Annotated in this window: 16 protein-coding genes; 12 read left to right on the forward strand and 4 right to left on the reverse strand. The window is 72.1% G+C overall.

From position 1 onward, the window contains the following. Positions 1-214 precede the first annotated feature (214 nt). A complete protein-coding gene (locus tag DEJ47_RS00690) occupies positions 215-616 on the forward strand; it encodes an HPP family protein (RefSeq protein ID WP_223828173.1) in 402 nt (133 codons plus the stop codon). Between the two features lie 324 nt (positions 617-940). Continuing rightward, entirely contained in the window at positions 941-2,212 is a 1,272-nt protein-coding gene (locus tag DEJ47_RS00695; RefSeq protein WP_150163985.1) for an alanine--tRNA ligase-related protein, read from the forward strand. Between the two features lie 114 nt (positions 2,213-2,326). Here DEJ47_RS00695 and DEJ47_RS00700 read toward each other — a convergent pair whose 3' ends face one another. Then, positions 2,327-3,019: a DJ-1/PfpI family protein gene (locus tag DEJ47_RS00700; RefSeq protein WP_398337847.1), complete on the reverse strand. Its 693-nt coding sequence runs from the start codon at positions 3,017-3,019 to the stop codon at positions 2,327-2,329. A gap of 462 nt (positions 3,020-3,481) precedes the next feature. On the opposite strand from DEJ47_RS00700, the gene DEJ47_RS00705 reads away from it, so the two are divergent. Together DEJ47_RS00705 and DEJ47_RS00710 are read left to right on the forward strand one after the other, a co-directional pair. Further along, positions 3,482-3,874 carry an alpha/beta fold hydrolase gene (locus tag DEJ47_RS00705; RefSeq protein ID WP_190415201.1) on the forward strand — a complete coding sequence of 131 codons (393 nt, stop codon included), beginning with the start codon at positions 3,482-3,484 and terminating at the stop codon, positions 3,872-3,874. A 37-nt stretch (positions 3,875-3,911) separates the two neighbouring features. Next, on the forward strand, positions 3,912-4,532 hold the full coding sequence (locus DEJ47_RS00710) for an L-threonylcarbamoyladenylate synthase (RefSeq protein WP_150163987.1): 621 nt from the start codon (positions 3,912-3,914) through the stop codon (positions 4,530-4,532). Between the two features lie 72 nt (positions 4,533-4,604). Here DEJ47_RS00710 and DEJ47_RS00715 read toward each other — a convergent pair whose 3' ends face one another. Together DEJ47_RS00715 and DEJ47_RS00720 are read right to left on the reverse strand one after the other, a co-directional pair. Continuing rightward, positions 4,605-7,883, reverse strand: coding sequence for an amidohydrolase family protein (locus tag DEJ47_RS00715; protein ID WP_150163988.1), 3,279 nt, complete (start codon positions 7,881-7,883; stop codon positions 4,605-4,607). A gap of 115 nt (positions 7,884-7,998) precedes the next feature. Next, complete coding sequence (locus tag DEJ47_RS00720; protein WP_223828175.1) at positions 7,999-9,789, reverse strand: immunity 49 family protein; 1,791 nt, start codon at positions 9,787-9,789, stop codon at positions 7,999-8,001. Positions 9,790-9,955: 166 nt separating this feature from the next. Here DEJ47_RS00720 and DEJ47_RS00725 point away from each other — a divergent pair, with 166 nt between their 5' ends. From DEJ47_RS00725 to DEJ47_RS00760, 8 genes are all read left to right on the forward strand, one after another. Continuing rightward, complete coding sequence (locus DEJ47_RS00725; RefSeq protein ID WP_150163989.1) at positions 9,956-11,173, forward strand: alpha/beta hydrolase family protein; 1,218 nt, start codon at positions 9,956-9,958, stop codon at positions 11,171-11,173. A gap of 29 nt (positions 11,174-11,202) precedes the next feature. After that, complete coding sequence (locus DEJ47_RS00730) at positions 11,203-11,646, forward strand: GNAT family N-acetyltransferase (protein ID WP_150163990.1); 444 nt, start codon at positions 11,203-11,205, stop codon at positions 11,644-11,646. Positions 11,647-11,827: 181 nt separating this feature from the next. Beyond that, positions 11,828-12,727 carry a family 16 glycosylhydrolase gene (locus DEJ47_RS00735; protein ID WP_150163991.1) on the forward strand — a complete coding sequence of 300 codons (900 nt, stop codon included), beginning with the start codon at positions 11,828-11,830 and terminating at the stop codon, positions 12,725-12,727. 343 nt (positions 12,728-13,070) lie between these two features. Continuing rightward, positions 13,071-13,556: a transglycosylase SLT domain-containing protein gene (locus tag DEJ47_RS00740; protein WP_150163992.1), complete on the forward strand. Its 486-nt coding sequence runs from the start codon at positions 13,071-13,073 to the stop codon at positions 13,554-13,556. A gap of 53 nt (positions 13,557-13,609) precedes the next feature. Further along, a complete protein-coding gene (locus tag DEJ47_RS00745) occupies positions 13,610-14,743 on the forward strand; it encodes an LCP family protein (protein WP_150163993.1) in 1,134 nt (377 codons plus the stop codon). A gap of 172 nt (positions 14,744-14,915) precedes the next feature. Continuing rightward, positions 14,916-16,526 carry a sigma-70 family RNA polymerase sigma factor gene (locus DEJ47_RS00750; protein ID WP_398337841.1) on the forward strand — a complete coding sequence of 537 codons (1,611 nt, stop codon included), beginning with the start codon at positions 14,916-14,918 and terminating at the stop codon, positions 16,524-16,526. 127 nt (positions 16,527-16,653) lie between these two features. Continuing rightward, complete coding sequence (locus DEJ47_RS00755; protein ID WP_190415724.1) at positions 16,654-17,604, forward strand: alpha/beta hydrolase family protein; 951 nt, start codon at positions 16,654-16,656, stop codon at positions 17,602-17,604. A 175-nt stretch (positions 17,605-17,779) separates the two neighbouring features. Continuing rightward, entirely contained in the window at positions 17,780-20,698 is a 2,919-nt protein-coding gene (locus DEJ47_RS00760) for a LuxR C-terminal-related transcriptional regulator (protein WP_190415203.1), read from the forward strand. Here the strand turns inward: DEJ47_RS00760 and DEJ47_RS37565 are convergent. After that, positions 20,685-20,864 carry a hypothetical protein gene (locus tag DEJ47_RS37565; RefSeq protein WP_398337838.1) on the reverse strand — a complete coding sequence of 60 codons (180 nt, stop codon included), beginning with the start codon at positions 20,862-20,864 and terminating at the stop codon, positions 20,685-20,687. The two genes, DEJ47_RS00760 and DEJ47_RS37565, sit on opposite strands and share 14 nt — an antisense overlap. Positions 20,865-20,921 lie beyond the last annotated feature (57 nt).

A 20,921-nucleotide genomic window follows, 5' to 3' on the forward strand; every position in this document is an offset into this window, starting at 1 on the left:
CTTGAGCACCGACGAAATCGTTGACACACAGCCCGCTGCACCCGTTGTCCCTCTCTCCCCTTCCGGCGACTCTCGTGTCCGCACCCGCGCCCGCACCCGTAGCCGTAGCCGCCCCCGCTTTTCCGCCCGCCTCGCCGGTCGCGCACCCGCCCCTCCCTCGCCCGGTGCCGCCCTGCACAACATCAGCGCCGCGACTGCCGTGCTGCTCGTTCTGGTGGCGATAGGGTCCGTCATCCACGAGCCCGTGCTCATACCCCCGCTGGCCGCGTCCGCGGCGATCATCCACTGCGCGCCGGGGCTGCCACTCGCCCAGCCTCGCAGCGTGATCGCCGGGCATCTGCTGTGCTCCGCCGTCGGCTACGCGGTCCTCGCCGTTGCGGGCAGTTCCCCGTGGGCGGCGGCCCTCGCCGCCGGGATCGGTCTCGCCGTGATGACCGTGGCCCGTACCCCGCACTCCCCCGCGTGCGCGACCGCTGTCGTCATCGTCCTGAACACGCCGCGCCCCGCCGCCTTCGTACCCCTGCTCGTGGGGTCCGCGGCGCTGCTCGTCCTCGCGGGCTGGGCCGCCTCGTATGCCCGTCCCCGGACACCCCGCTATCCCACCTACTGGTGGTGAGCCCGGGTGACAGGGGCGAGCCCGGCGGACAGGGGTGGGTCGGCCGATAATCGCGTGCCCTTCTCTGCCCGGCTCGTTATCCTCGACCACATGAACGTCACAGGCCCAGGCACCAACGCAACCGCGCGAGCGACCAGCTCGCCGGTTGCCGCCGTCTGACGTCTGACGTCTTTCCCTCTCTCCATCGGCGACCGGAAACGGCCCGCCGATGGCAGTCACTGGATCGTTCATCGAGCTCACATCCATCGCTCCCACATCGATCCATCACCGTGCGGACCGTTCTCCGGTGCCTCCCCGCTCATCAGCGAAGGAGTCACACACCTCATGAACACCGATCACGTCGTTCGCACGTTCATCGACTATTTCCGGGAGCGCGGGCACCAGCGCATCACCGGGTCGACCCTGCTGCCTCCGCCCGGCGACCCCGTACTGTTCACCACCTCCGGCATGCACCCCCTCACTCCGTACCTCGAGGGGCGCCCGCACCCTCTCGGCAACCGGCTCGTCAACGTGCAGCGCTGTCTGCGCACCACCGACCTCGACGAAGTCGGCGACCCCACGCATCTCACCGTCTTCCAGATGCTCGGCACGTGGTCGCTCGGCGATTACGAAGGGCCGCAGAGTCTGCGATGGGGGTACGAGCTCCTGACCGAGGGGCTCGGTGTCGATCCGCGCATGATGTACGCCACCGTCTTCGGCGGCGACGACCGAACCGGGCCCGACACCGCTTCCCTCGAAGTGTGGGAGGAGCTTGGGGTTCCGGTGGAATTGACCGTGGAGGACAACTGGTGGTCCAACGGGCCCACCGGACCCTGCGGTCCAGATTCGGAAATCTTTCTCTGGACCGGGGGCGTAGGCCGGACCGGAACCGGGACCGGGATCGAGAGCGAGACCGATATCACGGGCCAGGCCCGAACCGGGGGCGTCAGCCGGACCACGGTCGACGGCGTCCCGCTCCCCTCCAACACCCCCTCCCAAGACAACCGTTGGGTCGAGATGTGGAATCACGTCACCATGCGCTACCGCCGGCTCGACGACGGCTCCCTCGTCCCGCTCCCTCAGCGCAACGTCGACACCGGACTCGGTCTGGAGCGGCTCGTCGCCACCCTGCAGGGCAAGTCGTCGGTGTTCGAGAGCGACGTCTTCGAGCCCTGGCGTCTGCTCGTGCCGGGGCTGTGGCCGCTGGACGAGACGTCGCTGCGGCTCGTCTGCGACCATCTGCGTTCCGCCGTCGTGGTCATCGGCGACGGGGTGCGGCCGAGCAACACCGGGCGCGGATACGTGCTGCGTCGGCTGGTGCGGCGTCTGCTCACCGTCCTCTGGCGTGAGGAGCCCGGGTCACGCAGCATCGGAGATCTGCCGGATGAGCTGTTGCGGCACACTCTGGATCACTTCCGTCAGGACATGGATCCCGTCGACGTACGTGTGATCCTGCTCGACGAGGAGCAGCGGTTCCGTCGGCTCCTGGAGCGGGGGCGGCGCGTTCTGGCCCAGCCCCGGTTCCGCGGGCCGTTGGATGAGGAGCGCTTGCACTACCTCCACGACACGCACGGTCTGCCGCGCGACCTCGTGCTCAGCCTGCGGCCCCCCGAGTAGTCGGCGCGGGTACCCAGACCGGACCGAGAGACTGCCACTCTCTCGCTCTCTCACTCACCCGCCTACTCGCACTCACCCACCGACTCGCTCTCTCACCCACTCACTCACTCGCCCTCAGACTGCCGCGTCCGCGATCAGTTTGAGGGCGAGAGCCTCCGTTTCGGCGTCCGCCTTCTCCGGGCTACCGGTGTCGTAGGGCGGGTCCGGGTCGTACTCGACCGCCAGTTGCATCGCCTCAGCCACTGCGGTACCCGAGAGTCGGGCGGTGAGGTGGAGGCCCATGTCGATGCCCGCGGAGACACCCGCGGCCGTGATGATCTTCCCCGCCTCTACGAAGCGTCCGGGCTTGTACGTCGCGCCGACCTTCTCCAGGTACGGGCGCGCCGCCCAGTACGTCGTCGCGGGGAGACCACGGAGCAGGCCCGCCGCTCCCAAAATCAGTGAGCCCGTGCATACGGACGTCGTCCAGACCGAACGGCGGTGGACTCGGCGTATCCACTCGTGGGCTGTCGCGTCGCCCATCATCGCCGTCACCCCGCGATCCCCTCCGCCGGGGACCACCAGGACATCGGCACCGTGTACGTCCCGCATCGCGCGCTCCGCCACCAGGCTCAGCTCCCCGGTGTCCGTACGGACCGGGCCCGCCTCGCGGGCGACCATCGTCACCCGCACGCCGGGGACGCGGCAGAGCACTTCGTACGGCCCCACCGCGTCCAGCGCCGTGAAGCCGTCGTAGAGCAGCACCGCGACCTCCGGTCGGCCTCGCCGGGTTGCCGCCCGCGCCGGGCCGGCACCCACTCCGGCCACCGTTGCGGCTCCCGCTGCCACTGCTCCCGACACCGCGCCCCGCAGCACCCCGCGCCTACTCGGCCGCACTCGCCGGTTGCCCTCTCCGCCGTCCCTGCCACCTCTACCGTCCCTGCCGTCTTTATTGCCCCAGCCGTCCCCGCTGCCCCTGTCGTCCCTGCCATCTCGGGTTGATCCGCTCACATTCACAATGCCCTTCCCTCCCACAGAAGTTGGCATCTCGTCCGTTCACTCCAGTAGTCGTACGCCATCGCCGCCCAGTTCCTCCCTCTCCCCGTCTCCCTCTCCCCGCCTCTCTCCCCCCCCGGCTTTCCCCCTCCTTACCTTCCGGGTAATCGACGGCGTGATCCCCCACGGCGACAGTTGGCACATCGTCGCACCCCACGCACCACACGATCGGTACCGCACCGAAAGGACCCACCTCATGCCGGAGTTCACATTCCGCGGGAGGTGTTCGATGCCATGACCGCCGAGCGGACCAAGGACCGGCCGCGCTGGATGGCGCAGAACTCGCAGGCGTTCTTCGCGACGCACCTCGGCAACAACGTCTCCACCGGGCTCATGGACTGGATGGTCCGGCAGTGCCTCGACTGTTCGGCCATAGCCGCCGTCGAAGCGGTGAACACCGCGTTCCGCACCGATCTCCGTACCGAGGCCGCCGCGATCGAGGTGCCGACCCTGATCCTGCACGGCGACGCCGACGCCTCCGCTCCCGTCGCCCTCTGCGGCCGGCGGCTGGCCAAGACGGTGCCGGACAGCCTCTACAAGGAGTACTCCCTGGCCGGGCACGGCATCTGCGTCACCCACGCCGAGGCCGTCAACCGGGATCTGCTCGATTTCATCGGCGGCGCCTAGCGCTCGCGGTCACATCCGTGTCACCTAGACTCGAACAATGGCCAAGTACTTCGACGTGCACCCCGACAACCCCCAGCGCCGCAGCATCAGCAGCGTCGTCGACGGGATCCGCTCCGGCGCGCTCGTCGCGTATCCGACGGATTCCTGTTACGCGCTGGGGTGTCAGCTCGGCAGCCGTGACGGCATGGACCGCATCCGCTCGATCCGTCAGCTCGACGACCGGCACCACTTCACGCTGATGTGCGAGAGCTTCGCGCAGATGGGGCAGTTCGTTCATCTCGACAACGACGTGTTCCGCGCCATCAAGGCCGCCACGCCCGGCAGTTACACCTTCATCCTGCCCGCCACCAAAGAGGTGCCGCGTCAGATGATGCACCCGAAGAAGAAGACGGTCGGCGTGCGCATCCCCGATCACACGGTCACTCAGGCGCTCCTCTCCGAGCTCGGCGAGCCGCTGCTGTCCAGCACGCTCCTCCTGCCCGACCAGGAGGAGCCGCTGACCCAGGGCTGGGACATCAAGGAGCGTCTCGACCACCTCGTGGACGCGGTCATCGACTCCGGCGACTGCGGTACGGAGCCGACCACCGTCATCGACTTCTCCGACGGCGAGGCGGAGATCGTACGGCGCGGCGCGGGCGACACCTCCCGCTTCGAGTAGCAATCGAGTAGCGAGCGAGTAGCGGGCCTCCGCGGAGCCGGGCCCAAAGCGCGGAGCACCGGAGCGCCGCGCTCAGCCCGCCGGCGTGCAGCACCCGTCTCTCCGCATCAGGTGGCCCACCTGCAGCCAGTGCTCCTCCCCCTCGTCCTGCCGTCGCCGTCGCTGCCGCTGTCGGCGTAGTCGTTCGAAAGCCGAGGTCAGGTCCGCCGTCCTGTAGAGGGTTCCGCCGCGGAGCACCGACACCGTCCGCACCATCGTGTCGAAGTCCGTGAACGGGTCACCGTCCACCATCGTCAGGTCGGCGATCTTGCCTGCTTCGACCGTGCCGAGGTGGCGGTCGAGGCCGAACACCCGGGCGGGCCGTACGGTCGCGGTGCGCAGTGTCTCCGCCGGGGTCAGGCCGCCCAGGTGGAGGGCGCGCAGGCCCAGGTGGAGGGCTAGGCCCACCGGGACGATGGGCTGGTCCGTGCCGAGGGCAACCTGGCCTCCCGCCGACAGGATGCGACGGTAGATGTCGGTTTCCCTGCGGAGTGTCGCCAGTTGGGCCTCGCTCGGCGGTACGGCCGCCCCCGCCTTCACCGCCGCCGCGTCCCACGGTGGCATCACCGCGGTGACGCGCGGGTCGTCCGCGAGTGCCGGGTCCGCGCCGAGCAGGGGGGCCGAGGTGAACGGTGTGGCGATGAGGGAGAACGCGGCTCCCCGCGCGCTGTAGATCTCGATGACGTCGTCCCACGCGCGGCCGGTGGCCGTGATGGCGTGCCCGAACTCCGCGCGCTGGGTGGCCTGCAGGTGGGTCGTCAGGTCCTGTCCGAGTTGGATGCCGGGCGAGAGGAGGTGGCCGCCCGTGCGTACTCCCAGCTCCTCGTGCGCGAAGCGCGCCGCCTCCTCCATCACCCAACCGGGCGCCCTCACATAGGTCTTGACGAAGTCCCAGTCGAGCGCGGCCCCGCGTCGCAGGGAGCGTTTGAGTGCCGCCCGGCTCCGGTGGGCGCGGCCCATGCTGTACGCGACGCGGGCGCCGTCGAGCAGTTCGCCGGACGTGAGCAGGCGGGGGCCCGCCAGCTCGCCCGCGTACACGGCCTCGCGGATGCGGGCCTGTTCGTAGGCGAAGCCGCCCAGTGAGACGGCGGTGGTGATGCCGTACGTCAGCTGGCCCGCTGTCTGACGTCCGCCGTAGGTCGTCTGCCAGGGGTGCGTGTGCGTGTCCCACAGGCCGGGGACGACCGTGTGGTGCGAGGCGTCGACACGGCGGTCCGCGGGGCGGGCGGGGCCTGCGGGACGGTGGGGGCGTACGGAGGTGATGCGGCCGGCGCGGACCACGATGTCGACGTCGTCCCGTACCTCGTCCCCGGTGCCGTCCCACAGCCGTCCCGCGTGGACGACGACGTCCGCGGGCGTGGGCCTGCGCTGGTCCAGCGGCACCCGGACCGTGCGCGGACGGCCCTCGTTCCCGTTGCCGGTGCCGGTGCCCGTGCCCGTGCCGATCAGGCGCAGCCGTCCGCTCGACAGGTACAGGAGCGACTTCGAGTCCCCCGCCCACGACGGGTGGTCGGCCGGTTCGTCGGAGAGCACCCGCAGTGCGCCGCGGGGCGTTCCGTCGGGCGTCACGGGCAGCAGGCACAGTGCCGACTCGACGATGACGGCGAGCCAGCGGCCGTCCGGGGACCAGACGGGTCCCGAGTCGTACCGGTCGGCGAGCGAGGCGTGCGGCGCCACGGCGTGCAGGCGGTCCGCCCCGGTGCTCGTGTCGACGACGCGGATCAGGTTGTAGCCCTCGCGGAAGCGGTGATTGATGCGGTTCCGGTCGCAGAACGCGAGGTAGCGGCCGTCGGGTGACCAACTGGGGCGGCCCGGGAGGCCTCCGCCGCCGAGTGGCGTGACCAGCGCGCGTTCGGTGCCGGATGCCAGGTCGCGTACGACGAGGCGGCCGGTCATGTCGAGGCAGGCGAGCCGTTCGCCGTCGGGCGAGAGAGCGGGGTGGGTTCGGCCTCCGGTCGCCAGTGCGGTTTCGGTGCCGGTGGCGAGATCGTGGCGGTACACGCCGAGCAGTCCGTCGCGGTCGTCGGCGTAGATCAGGGACTTGCCGTCCCTTGCCCAGGTCGGCGCGAGCAGGTAGCAGGTGGCTGGTGCGCGGTGCAGTCGGCGGGGCGGTTCGCCACCCGAAGTGTGAGCCACCCAGAGGGAGTTGAGCGCGGCGAAGGCGACCCGGCGGCCGTCGGGTGAGAGTGCGGGAAGGTGGATGCCACGCGTGGGGCGTGTCCGCCCGAGCCCCAGGTCGTACTCCTTGACCCGGTAGTGCGGGCGTTTCACGGGCAGGGTGGCGTCGAAGGGGATCACTTCCGGGGCGCCGGCGCGCGAACGGCTGCCGGGGTCCTCAGGCTTGCTGCCGCTCTCAGGACGTACGAGCGTGAAACGGCCGTCCAGTGTGAGCAGCAGCCTGCCGTCCTCCGTCCAGCGCGGCGGCACGGGAGCCAGGTCGCCGTCGAGCGCGACGGGCTTGCCGTCGACGACCAGCGTGCAGGACGCGTCGGGTGCGGCCGTGGTCCGCAGGTAGGCGAGGCGTTCTCCGTCCGGGGCGAGGGCGGGCGTCATCACCTGCGCCTTCGCGGGCTCGGTGTGGGTGACGGCGACGGGGCCCGCGCCGCCCGCGGCCACGGACGCGATGGTGCGGGCCTCCAGCGTGCTGCCCGTCTGCGTCGCGACGGGTCTGCCGCGGACGAAGAGGAGGCGTTCGCCGTCCGGTGACCACGTGGGGTCGAAGTCCTCCCACGGGCCGTCCTGCAGCGGGCCGTCCTGGCCGGGGCGGCCGGTCACGCGGACGATGTCGCCGCTCGCGAGGTCCAGGACATGGATGCGGTACGAGCCGCCGCGCACCGGGTCGCCGCCCCGCTCCGACGCGAAGGCGATCCGCGAGCCGTCGGGAGACCAGGCGGGGCCCCGGTCGTCCCAGGGCCCCTCGGTGCGCTGTCGCAGCGCCGATCCGTCGGCGCGCATCGTCCAGATGTGGAAGCCGCCGTCCTGGTAGGCGCTGAAGGCCACCGACGTCCCGTCCGGCGCGTGGACGGGACGGTTCGGTTCGAGTCCGGCCGGTGTCAGCGGCACCGCTTCGCCGCCGGTGCGGGGCAGGGACCACAGGGTGGCCTGCGCCTCGACGATCAGGCGGTCCGCGCCCGGTGCGAGCGTCGCCGCGCCGTTCGTCACGCGGGTGAACGAGAGGGGCACCGCGGTGCGCGGCCTGGCGGGTGCCGGGGTCGCGGTCCCCAGGGCGACGGCGGCCCCGGACGCGCCCGCGGCGACGAACAGTTGACGTCGGGACAGAGGCAACACGGTGTTGTGCCGGTCACAGTCCATGACACAGAACACTCGCCCATCGGCACCGCCGTGGACAACACCCATCGACGCCAACACGCCGGTGTTCTGACCCGCCGGTGTTCTGACCCCGCCTGCGCCCGGGCTCGTCACGGCCCTACGTGGGGAACTCGCCGAGCCAGTCGCGCTTGAGGAGGTGCTTCGGCAGGTAGGGCGACGTGTCGTCGACGGGGAAGTCCGAGTCGTGTGCCAGGCATGCCAGCGCGAGCGGGCCGAGGGCGATGCGGCTGTACAGCGCGGTGGTCGCGGCGCCCGACCTGTCGCTCCAGTACCGCTCGTGGTGCGCGAGCGCTTCGGCGAGGGCCTTGGCGAAGGCGTCGCGGTCACCCGCGATCAGGCGGTGCATGAGGGCGGCCGGCTGGTGGTCGATGAGGTTGAGGAAGTCGCCGGGGGTGCGGGTCGCGACGTGGGGGTGGGAGGTCTCCATGGTGGCGATGAGGTGCTGGACCACGTCGTCCATGGGCTGCCTGAGCCAGAACGCCCGCAGTGTCTGGATCCAGTGGAAGACGTAGGCGTCGGCGGGGGCGGCGCGGCGCAGGTCGTCCAGCGGCACGTTGCAGAGCAGCGTCAGCCGGTCCTGTTCCCTGCAGACGGTGGCGAGGTAGAACGCGTCGAGCCAGGCGCGGGCGTCCGCGCCGGGCACGGGTCCGGTGGCGGGCAGGCGCAGGGTGCGGTCGGTGATGCGGCACTCGACCGTGCCCTCGGTGGCGACGGTCGTGCGGAACAGCGCCGAGCCGGTCTGCATCGCCCACACCCACGCCTCCCAGGTCTCCAGGCGCGCGCCGTCGGGGTCCGCGGCGAAGCGGACGTCGCTGAGGCGCTTCGTCGCGGCGAAGGTGTGGGCGACGCCCGCATCGCTCTGCGCGAGCCGGACGATGCCCTCGGCCGCGGCGGCGGGGTCCAGGTCGGCGGCGTCGGCTTCGGCTCCGACCGGCGTGCCCGCGGGGACCGCGGCGGACGCGGTCCGCGGTTCCGCGGGGGCGTGTGCGCTCTCCGCGTGCAGCTTCTTCATCAGCTGCATCAGCTCGGGCGGCGGCGCCACGGAGAAGGAGCGGGTCTCGTGGTCGATGGCGGTGAGCGAGGTCATGCGGCCCTCGTGCCACCAGTACAGCCGCGGGGAGAGTGCGCCGGGGCCGTCCTCGTAGGCGCCGAGCGCGTACGCGCCCAGGTCGTTGACCGCGTCCACCACCGTGCCGTCCTCGATGGGGTGGAACGCCAGCAGGTTGCGGCTGGGCAGGACGACGAGCGCGCCCGCCTCCGGCAGGTCCTTGCCGGTGGTCGCGCGGGCCAGTTCGGGGAGCACGAGCGCTTTGCTGGCCACGAAGTGGGAGTCGCCGTACACGGTCCACAGCCGCGCACCCTGCGGTCCGGTGACCTCGTCGTGCTCGACGAGTTCGCGGATCAGGTTGTTGCGGGCGGCCACCCACAGCTCATCCAGTCCGGCGCGTGCGACGTCGTGGTCGGTGAGGATGCGCACGGAGGTGGGTGTGTCGAGGGCGAGCGCAAGGAGCAGCCCCTCGGCGACCGGGCGCGTGTAGCGGAAGCTGTTCGCCGTCTCGGCGGGGAAGGCGTCGTCGGGCAGGAGCCGCAGGACGGTTCCCTCCAGCAGTTCCTGTGCGCTCTCCCCGCCCCGTGAGCCGTTCTCCAGCGTCGTGAAGTGCTGTTCGACCAGGCGGGGCCAGTGCTCCTCCGGCGTGGCGCGGCACTGGTGCGCCAGGTTCGGGAGGGGACTGCGGCGTCCGTCGCCCCACAGCACGGCAGCGCCCTCGATCCGCGGGCGTATGCCGTGGCGGGTGAGGAGGTGATCGGCTGTCAGGCTCCGCAGGTGTTCGGCCTGCGGGTGGGTCAGCATCGGCAGGTGGGGATCTGGTGCGTGGTGTTCGTTCACCCGGTGACTCTACGAAGGGTGGGTCCGGCGCGTGTCAAAGGGGGGTTGGGGAGGTGGCGTACGCCTTGGAGCTGATGTTTCCCGCGCGCGTACCCCCAGAGTCTGGTGCTGCGCGGTACCAGGGGCCGACGCGGCGCCAACCGGCCCCGCACTAGCGTCCTTTGGCATGACAGCATCACGGAGCGCCGCGCGCAGACGCGCCCTTGCCACCGCCCTCGTCCTCTCTCTCGCCGTCCCTCTCGCGGGCGGCGCGACCGCCTTCGCCGCGGCGGGGGACGGTTCCTCCGGTCGGGCCTCGGCGAGTGCCGCCCCCGCGGCGGACACCAGGTCCACGGCTCCACTCCGGCTTCCGCGTCCCACCGGCCCGTACGCGGTGGGACGCGACACGCTGCACCTCGTCGACAGGAGCCGCCCCGACCCGTGGGTGCCGTCGGCGGGCGCACGTGAGCTGATGGCGTCCGTGTACTACCCCGGGCGGCACGGGGGCGGGCACCCCACCGCCTACACGTCGCAGGAGGAGGCGCGGCTCCTGCTGGAGTGGTGGAAGAAGGAGGACCTGCTTCCCCCCGCCGCGTACGCCGACACCCGTACCCACGCCCGCACCGGGGTGCGGCCCGCGCCGGGGCGGTTCCCGCTGATCGTGCTCTCCCCCGGGTTCACCGCCCCGCGCTCCACGCTGACGCACCTCGCCGAGGACCTGGCGAGCCGGGGCTTCGTCGTGGCCACCGTCGACCACGCCTACGAGTCCGTCGGCACGGCGTTCCCCGGTGGGCGCGTCCTGACCTGCCGGGCCTGCGCGCCCGTCGACGAGCCGGGCGGCGGCGAACTCGCCACGAAGGGGCGGGCCAAGGACATCTCGTACGTCATCGACCGGCTGACGGGCGGCAAGAACGCCTGGCGGCACGCCCGCATGATCGACGGGAAGCGGATCGGCGCGGGCGGGCACTCCATCGGCGGTTCCGGCGCGCTCGCCGCCATGACCACCGACCGACGGGTGCGGGCCGGCATGAACATGGACGGTCACTTCCACACCCGTCCCACCGGTCTCGGCGACCGCCCGTTCCTGATGATCGGCACCGAGACCGCCCACACGCCCGGTGTCGAGGACGGCGAGAACTGGGACGAGATCTGGGAGGGCATGGACGGTTGGAAACGGTGGCTCACCGTCAAGGGTTCGGGGCACTTCACCTTCACCGACGTGCCTGTGCTCGCCGCGCAGGCGGGTGTGGTCGACCCGGAGGCGCCGCTGTCCGGTGAGCGCTCGGAACAGATCACCCGGGCCTACATCGGCGCGTTCTACGAGCAACACCTGCGCGGTACCCCGCAGCCGCTGCTCGACGGGCCGTCGCCGGGGCATCCCGAGGTGACGTTCCAGCGGCACTGACCCGGCGGCAGACCGCTAGCATGTAATGCATGAATGAGAATAGTGACCCTTACGGTGACCCATACGAGCTGCGCGCGGAAGTGCCGTCCGTCGAGACCTTCCGCCGCCTGCGCACCGACGCCGGCCTCTCCGACAAGGCACCCGAAGCCGTCGCGCTCGCCCTGCCGAACACCTGGCACGGCGTGGTGCTCCACCACGAGGGCGAGCCGATCGGCATGGGCCGGATCATCGGCGACGGCGGCACCGCGTTCCAGCTCGTCGACATCTGCGTACACCCCGCTCACCAGGGGCGGGGCCTCGGCAGGCGCATCATGGCGGCGCTCACCGAGGAACTGGAGCGGCGCGCTCCCGCGACCGCGTACGTCTCGTTGATCGCGGACGGACCCGCGCGCCACCTCTACGAGAAGTTCGGCTTCGCCGACACCGCGACGCACGACTCGATCGGCATGTACCGCTCGATGCCGGCCCGCTGACGAACGAGGCCGGTCCGCACCAACTCCTTGACGGGGCCCGGGAGTCTGCCTTAAATCAAGCAGTGAACGAAGTGGGCGCGACGAATGGTACGTCGCGTTCACTTCTCGACGCCTACTTGTCATGCGCATGCCTTGTGCATCTTCACGCACGCTCCCCCCACCCCCCACGCGAAGCGATGTGATGACAGTGCCCACCTCCCTCAGTCGCCGCACCAAGCTCGGCGCGCTCGCCCTGGTCTGCGGCGTGGCGAGCCTCGGCGTGCCGCCCACCGCCTCTGCGGAGAACGCGTCCCCGGCCCCGGCCCGCTCCGCCGCACCGGCGGCCAGCACGTTCACCGACGACTTCAACGGCCCCGCGGGAGCGGCGGTCGACGGCGGCAAGTGGCAGATCGAGACCGGCGACAACGTCAACAACCACGAGCGGCAGTACTACACGTCGGGCAACAAGAACGCGGCACTCGACGGCCAGGGCAATCTGGTCATCACCGCCCGCAAGGAGAACCCCGGCAACTACCAGTGCTGGTACGGGCGTTGCGAGTACACCTCGGCCAGGCTCAACACCTCCGGCAAGTTCACGAGCACGTACGGGCACGTCGAGGCGCGGATGAAGGTGCCGCGCGGCCAGGGCATGTGGCCCGCGTTCTGGATGCTCGGCGCCGACATCGGCAGCGTGGGCTGGCCGAACAGCGGCGAGATCGACGTGATGGAGAACGTCGGCTTCGAGCCGTCCACCGTGCACGGCACGCTGCACGGGCCGGGCTACTCGGGGTCGGGCGGGATCGGCGCGGGGTACACGCTGCCCGGCGGCGAGGCGTTCGCGGACAAGTTCCACACGTTCGCGGTGGACTGGTCGCCGAACAAGGTGACCTGGTCCGTGGACGGCCGTGTCTACCAGACCCGCACCCCGGCCGACCTCAACGGCAACAGGTGGGTCTTCGACAAGCCCTTCTTCCTCATCCTGAACCTCGCGGTCGGCGGGTACTGGCCCGGCGACCCCGACGGCAGCACGACCTTCCCCCAGCAGCTGGTCGTCGACTACGTCCGCGTGACCGGCGGAAACGTGGCTCCGAGCGGCAACTGAGCACCGGCCGCGGGCGCGTCTCCGAGCGGCGGTGGCGGCTACCCGGAATCCCGGTGACCCAGGCCACTCGGAGGCCTCCACGGCTGTGAAGCCCCTCATAGGGGCCACGTCACATGCTAAGGACGGTAGTAGGCGCCGTCAGGCCTCAGCCGGGGCCGGGAGCCTCATGGGGCACGGCCTCCGCCAGGGCGTCTTCGTATCGCGGTAGTACGTCACATCATTGCGCCCGACCCCGGGCGCAGCTAACCCTGGCTGAGTCTTCGGGACGCCCGGGATCGCACATCAGGCACAGTCGCCTGCCGATCCGGCGCCCATCTCGTCCCCACCCAGGAGTTGCACCCGCATGTCCCTGACGCGCACCGCTCGCACCCGCAAGTTCTCCGTCGCCGGCATCGCCGCCGCGGGAGCGGCCGCCGCCGCACTGACCCTCGTCCCCTCCCCCGCCCACGCCGCGGAGCCCGCGAAGGCCGCTGCCGCCGCCCCGCAGGCCGCGGGCGACAAGAAGTACCCCGAGAACCTCGACGGCTGGATCCGCGAGTCCCTCGACATCATGAAGGCCAAGGGCATTCCCGGCTCCTACGAGGGTCTGCACCGCAACATCATGCGTGAGTCCTCGGGCAACCCGAACGCGCAGAACGGCTGGGACGTGAACGCCCAGAACGGCACGCCGTCCAAGGGCCTGCTGCAGGTCATCCAGCCGACCTTCGACGCCTACCACGTCGAGGGCACCCCCAACAGCCTGACCGACCCGGTCGCCAACATCACCGCGGCCGCCAACTACGCCGCCGACAAGTACGGCTCCATCGACAACGTCGACTCCGCGTACTGAGTCCCGGAACCCCCGAGTTTCCCGGACACCTGATTCGCGAGGAGAGACAGCGCATGCCGCACGAGAGCCAGAACGAGCACCCGGCACACCCGGCGGACGGCCCCTCGGTGCCCGCCTACGGGCCCGCCCGGGTCCGCGGCTCGCGGCGCAAGCCACGCAAGAAGGCCCTGCGCTATGTCGCGTGGGGTGCCCTGGGCCTGGTCCTTGCCGGTGGCGGAGGCGTCGCCTACGCCTGGCAGCACCTCGACGGCAACATCCAGGGCACGGACGTCGACGCCGCTCTCGGCCACGACAGGCCCGCGGAGCAGCGGGACGGATCGATGAACATCCTCCTGCTCGGCTCGGACTCGCGGGCGGGAACCCACGGCCGGTACGGCGCCGGTGTGCAGGGGGCCCGTGCCGACACGGCGATGGTCCTGCACGTCGACAAGACCCACCAGAAGGCCTCGGTCGTCAGCATCCCGCGCGACACGATGGTCGAGCGGCCGCAGTGCGTGACGTCCCACGGCGCCGCGGCGGGCGCCCAGCAGGCCATGTTCAACTCGTCGTACCAGGTGGGAGGGCCCGCCTGCACGGTGAAGACGGTCGAGCAGATGTCGGGCCTGCGCATGGACCACTACCTCGAAGTCGACTTCAAGGGGTTCCAGAAGCTCATCGACGAGCTCGGCGGCGTGGACATCACCACTCACAAGGCCATCAAGGACCCCAACAGCGGTCTCTCGCTGACCGCGGGCAAGCACACGCTGAAGGGCGAGGACGCCCTCGCGCTGGTCCGCACCCGGCACGGCGTGGGCGACGGCAGCGACCTGGGCCGGATCCAGCTCCAGCAGGCTTTCATCAAGGCCCTGATCCACCGCGCCGACACCGTCGACCCGCTCAGCAACCCCGCCAAGGCCTACGGCCTCGCGGACACCGCGACCAAGACGGTCAGCGCCGACTCCGACCTCGCGTCGGCCGACAAGCTGCTCGGCCTGGCCAAGGACCTCAAGGGCGTCGGCCCCGACGACACCGACATGGTGACGATGCCGGTGACCTACGACGCACAGGACGCGGGCCGCGTCCTGCCGCACGACAAGGCCTCGCACCAGGTGTGGAACGCGCTGCGCCACGACAAGGCCATACCGAAGTCCGCAACCGAGCAGTCGGTGGCCGACAGGACGGACTCGCCGGTCTCGGCAGGCTCCTGAACCACCGGCCTGCACCTCATGTCGAGGGTCGGACTCCACTCGATACGGTCAGCAGACCGGGTTCGACGGAAACCGTGCATATTTTGTGCGCGGTTTCTGTTATCGAGGCGGGCTCAGGGCGTCTCCTCTGTGTCGGAGGAGACAGGCCCCCCACATAGAGAGTGGACACAGCGTGAGCAGCGAACGCCACATCGCGATGATCAGGGCAGCGCAGGACGGGAACCAGCAGGCGCAGGACGCGCTGGTGGCGGAGTATCTGCCGCTGGTCTACAACATCGTCGGACGGGCCCTGAACGGCCATGCGGACGTCGACGACGTGGTGCAGGAGACCATGCTGCGTGTCCTCGGCGGCCTGGACGGTCTGCGCGGCCCGGAGACCTTCCGCAGCTGGCTGGTCGCCATCACCATGAACCAGATACGCGGGCACTGGCGGGAGCGCGCCTCGGGCGCGATACCCGCCGGCGGCGGTCTCGCCGACGCGTACGACGTGGTGGATCCGGGCGCGGACTTCGTCGATCTGACCATCACGCGGCTCGGGCTTTCGGGGCAGCGCAGGGAGACCGCCGAGGCGACGCGCTGGCTGGACGAGGACGACCGGGCGCTGCTGTCGCTGTGGTGGCTGGAGTCCGCGGGCGAGCTCACGCGGGCGGAGGTCGCCGAGGCGCTCGAGCTGTCCCCGCAGCACGCGGCGGTACGGGTGCAGCGCATGAAGGCCCAGCTGGAAACCGCGCGCGTGGTCGTACGCGCACTGTCGGCCAACCCGCCGTGCGGGGGGCTCCGGCAGATCACCGCCGGCTGGGACGGCGTGCCGTCGGCTCTGTGGCGCAAGCGGCTGGCGCGCCACGCCCGGGGCTGCTCCGTCTGTGAGGGCCACTGGTCGAACCTGGTGCCCGCCGAGGGGCTGCTCGTGGGTCTGGGGCTCGTGCCCGTGGGCGCCGTGCTCGCGGGTCTCGTCCTGCCGCCCGATCTCGTCGAGGTCGGTTCGGCGTCCGCCGTCTCCGGCACGTCCGGCGACGGTTCGTCCGGTCAGGTCTCCGCTCGGGCGCAGGCCCGCCGTGATCGGGCCAGGCGCCGGCGGCGTACGACAGGAGTGGCCGCCGCGGTCGTGGCGCTCGGCATCGGAGGCGCCGCCGTGCACCTCCTCACGAGCCCGGACGCGGACGAGAGCACGCCGTCCACCGCCGCCGCACCCGCCGCACCCGTGACCCCGTCCGCCGCGAAGAGCGCCGCTCCCTCCGCCTCTCCCAAGCGCTCCGCGTCCCCCAGCGCCAAGCCGAAGCCGAGCAAGACGAAGAAGGAGAAGAAGAAGGCGAAGCCCTCGCCGGACCGTACCTCCGCCGCGCCGAAGCCGAAGCCGAAGCCCGAGGCGCCCGATCCGAAGCCCGCGCCGCAGCAGCCGAGCGGCACGGCCGAGCAGGTCGTGGCCCTGGTGAACACCGAGCGCGCGAAGGCGGGCTGCGGCCCTGTCCGCTCCAACGGCAAGCTCGCCACGGCGGCGGCCAAGCACTCCGCCGACATGGCGGCCCGCGACTACTTCGACCACACGAGCCCCGACGGCACGGACCCCGGCGACCGCATCACCGCCGCCGGCTACCGCTGGAGCACGTACGGCGAGAACATCGCCCGCGGCCAGCAGAGCCCCGCGGCGGTCATGGACTCCTGGATGAAGAGCCCCGGCCACAAGGCCAACATCCTGAACTGCGACTTCAAGGAGCTGGGCGTGGGCATCCACAACGGCTCCGGTGGCCCCTGGTGGACGCAGGCCTTCGGCACGGCTCTCTGACCGCGGGGGCAGCGGCACGGCGGCACGGCACCGGTGATTTCACCGATGTCCGTGCACCGTCATCAGCGCCACGGTGGGGACCGCCAACGAAACGGCGGGCCCCACCAGGGCGTTCCCCTCTCCGCGCATGCCGCACCGCATGCCGCCCGGGTGGTTCCCGCCACGACCGAGAGGACCCCCCGTGCAGCTGCACGTCTTCTCCCGCCCCGTGGTGCGGGCCTGTCTCGCCGCGACGGTCGCCACCGCGGGACTCCTCGGCACCGGCCTCGCGCCGGGAGCCCACGCCGCCGCGGACAACCCGTACGAGCGCGGCCCCGACCCGACCGTCTCCAGCATCGAGGCGCCGCGCGGCTCCTACGCCGTCTCGCAGACCAGCGTCTCCTCGCTGGGGGTGTCCGGGTTCGGCGGCGGCACCATCTACTACCCGACGTCGACCGCCGACGGCACGTTCGGCGCGGTGGTCATCTCGCCGGGCTTCACCGCCTACCAGTCGAGCATCGCGTGGCTCGGTCCGCGGCTCGCCTCGCAGGGTTTCGTGGTCTTCACGATCGACACGCTCACCACCCTCGACCAGCCCGCCAGCCGGGGACGTCAGCTCCTGTCCGCTCTGGACTACTTGACCAAGTCGAGCTCGGTGCGCGGCCGGGTCGACGCGTCCCGGCTCGGTGTGATGGGCCACTCGATGGGCGGCGGCGGCACGCTGGAGGCGGCCAAGAGCCGTACGTCGCTCAAGGCGGCGATCCCGCTGACCGGCTGGAACCTCGACACGACCTGGCCGGAGCTGCGGACACCGACGCTGGTCGTGGGCGCGGACGGGGACACCGTGGCGCCGGTCTCCAGTCACTCCGAGCCGTTCTACGAGTCGCTGCCGGGCTCTCTGGACAAGGCGTATCTGGAGCTCAACAACGCGAGTCACTTCACGCCGAACACGTCCGACACGACGATCGCGAAGTACAGCATTTCCTGGCTGAAGCGGTTCATCGACAGTGACACCCGCTACGAGCAGTTCCTCTGTCCGCTGCCGAGGCCGAGCCTCACGATCGAGGAGTACCGCGGCAACTGCCCGCACACGTCTTGACGCTCCTCCCCCGGTCCCCCGTGGGATTACGACGACCGCCGTCCGGTGCCGGGCGGCGGTCGTCCCGCGCCGGTACGCGGGCGTCCTGTGCCCGTGCACAGAGACGTTTGGTGGCGTGCCCAGAGCTGTGGACGCAGGCCTTCCGGACCGTGTTACGCGACAGTAACGTGCCGGCGTGACCCTTCAGAAGCCGCCCGAACTGTTCGGCCGCCGCGAGGCGATCGCCGCCGTGGAGTCCCTGGTGGGACGCGTGCGGGACGGTCACGGCGGGGCGCTCGTACTGACCGCGCCGCCCGGCCTCGGGCGTACCGCGCTGGTGGAGTACGCGCGGGGGATCTGCGGCACGGTCCCGTCGGTGCAGGCGGCCGTGCCGGCCCGGCTCGCCGTGTACGGGGAGGACGGACCGCGGCTGGTCTGTGCCGACGATGTGCACCGCTGGGACGCGGCATCCCGATCGGCTCTCGCGGCGGACCTCCGCCGAATGCCCGGCCCGGCCCCCGTGGCCGTACTGCTGACCGTCGCGGAGCACCGTGTCGGCGCGGACGAGTTCGCGGGGCTGGCGACGCTTCGGCTGGGGCCGCTCGACGACGGCGCGGCGGCCTCGCTCCTCGACCGGCTCACCCTGGGCACCGCCGACCCGGTCGTCGGCGCCTGGCTGGTCCGTGAGGCGGCGGGGAACCCGCGCCTGCTCGGCGCGCTCGTCGCCGCCCTCACCCCCGGCCAGCTGACCGGCCGCACCCCGCTGCCCGACCCCCTGCCCGGCGGCGAAGACCTCCTCGCCGACCACGCACTCCGCGTCGACGAGCTGCCCGGCCCGGCGCGCGCCCTGCTGCTCCTCGCCGCGGCGGCCGCGGAGCACGAGCCCGACGGTGCGGGCGCGGACCTCGCGCTGGTCCTGCGCGCGGGCGGAGACCCCGCGGGACTTGCTCCCGCCGAAGCCTCGGGAGTCGCCGTCGCGGTGGGCGGACGGCTGCACTTCACCCACCCGTTGCTGCGCCGGGCGGTGCTCCGGCGTGCCGCGCCCGACCGCCGCAGAGCGGGCCACATCCGCCTCGCCCAGGCCTGCCGCGAGCGTCTCCCCCGCCTGATGCAGCTCGCCTGCGCGGCGGACGACCACGACGCGCGGCTCGCCGCGTCCCTTGCCGCCGCGGCGGCGACGCACCGGCCCCACGCCGAACGTTCCGCCGCCCTGGCCCGCGCCGCGGCGCTCACCGCCGACACGGGGGCGCGCACCGACCGGCTCGCCGACGCGGCGGAGGCGGCCCGCCTCGCCGGGGACCCGGTACGGGCACGCGCGCTGCTGGCGCGGGCCGGTGCCGCCCCCGCACACGGCGGCGTCCACCGCGTGCGCGGCCTGCTCACCCTCGCCGACGGCCCGGCCGACGACGCCAGGGAGTCCCTGCTCACCGCGGCGGCGCTCCTCCCACCCGCACGGGCCCGCCGCGCCCTCATCGGCGCGGCGGAGGCCGCGTGGGCGATGGGCGACGCGGCGGCGTACCGAGAGGCGATGACGCGCATACCGCCCTGCGACGACGACCCGATGCTGGAGGCGTACCGAGCAGGAATGTGCGCAGTCCTCGCAGGCCGCACCCCAGAGGGCCACGCGCTGCTGCGCCGCTGCGTGGACGGCTTGCGCGGGGCGGAGCAGGGCGAGGAGGGCGGCGGAGCGGGTGTGCCCGGCGGGTTGTCGCGCGCCGGGGTGGCCGAGCCTGACGGGGCCGCCCGGACGGGAGAGGCGCACCGGGCGGGTGCGCCAGAGGCGCTCTCCCTCGCAGGGGCGCACAGCGCCGACGGGGCCGACCGGCCGGAAGAAGCCCGCCGCACAGACACATCCGATGGGCTACCGCGCCCCGAAGCGACCGCCCTTACCGCAGCCGGGCAGGCAGGACAGGTTCGCAGGACCGACGTCCTCGACAGACCACTGCGCGCCGAAGCGGCCGGACTCGACGGCACCGCCCGGGCGGAGGAAGCCCGCGGGGCGAGCGTGCCCGGGGGGCTGTTGCGGGCGGGGGTTGCCGCTCTCGTGGTCGGGGAGGTCGAGGTCGCCTGTGAGGCCGGGGCACGGGCGCTTGCGGCTGTGCGGGCCTATGGGCCCGAGGTTCTGTTGCCGCGTGCGCTGGAACACCTGGCCTATGGGGAGTTGCGCGCGGGACGTCACACCAGTGCCCGCGCGCACGCCCTCGAAGGGCTCGGGGCGGCGCGGCGGATCGGGCAGCCCAACGTCGCCGTGTCGCTGCACGCCGTCCTCGCGCTCGCCGCGTCCGTGGAAGGGGACGCGGACGCCTGCGCCGCCCACGCGGCTGCCGCGGCGGCGGGCGCGGGGCCGCGCGGACTCGCGCAGGCCGCCACGCTCGCCGTCTGGGCCGTCGCCCGTACGGAGCTGGCAGCCGGACGCCCCGCCGACGCGGCGGCGCGGCTCGCCCCGCTGGTCGCCCCCGGGCCGCGGTGCGGTCACTTCGCCGTGCGCATGCTGGCCGTCCCCTGTTTCGTGGAGGCGGCCGTGCAGGTGGGGCGCGTGGCGGAGGCTCGGCGGGCCACCGCGGAGTTCACCCATTGGGCCGGGGCGACCGCCGACGGGCTGGCGTCGGCTCAACTCGCGCGCTGCCGCGCCCTGTTGGCCCCGCCCCACCAGACAGCCGCAGCGTATGCGAGCGCGGTCGCCGAGCATGACCGTCTGCCGGGCGAGTTCGAGCGCGGCCGTACGCAGCTCCTGTACGGGCAGTGGCTGCGGCGCCGTCGCCGTACCCGCGAGGCGCGCGGGCCGCTGCGTGACGCGCTGGTCTCCTTCGAGCGGTGCGGGGCACGGGCCTGGGCGGAGCGCAGCCGTGCCGAGCTGCGTGCGGCGGGCGAGGCGGTCGCCGGTGAGCCGAGCCCCGGTCCGCTGGCGACGCTGACCCCGCAGCAGCAGCGCATCGCCCGGCACGTCGCGGAGGGCGCCACCAACCGGGAGGTGGCGGTGCGTCTCTCGGTGAGCCACCGCACCGTCGACCATCACCTGCGGAACGTGTTCGCGGCGCTCGGCGTACGGTCCCGCGTGGAGCTGTCGCGGCTGCTCGCCAGGGAGGGCGGCAGCGGCGTCGTCACCGTCGGATGAGGCCGAGCCGGATGCCGGTGGCGACGGCGGACGTGCGGAAATCGACGTCGAGCTCGGCGTGGACGCGGGCCAGGTGCGACTCGACGGTGCCTTCGGTGAGGCGGAAGGCGGGCTCCGATGGCCTGGTTGTCCGCGACGGATGCCTGTCCCTGCCTGGATTTGTCACACGGGTGGCTAGTCCTCCACGCGTCCCTGCCCGACGGTTATCTCCCCGACGGAGTGG

Source organism: Streptomyces venezuelae (assembly GCF_008642355.1).
Taxonomy (GTDB): Bacteria; Actinomycetota; Actinomycetes; order Streptomycetales; family Streptomycetaceae; genus Streptomyces; species Streptomyces venezuelae_B.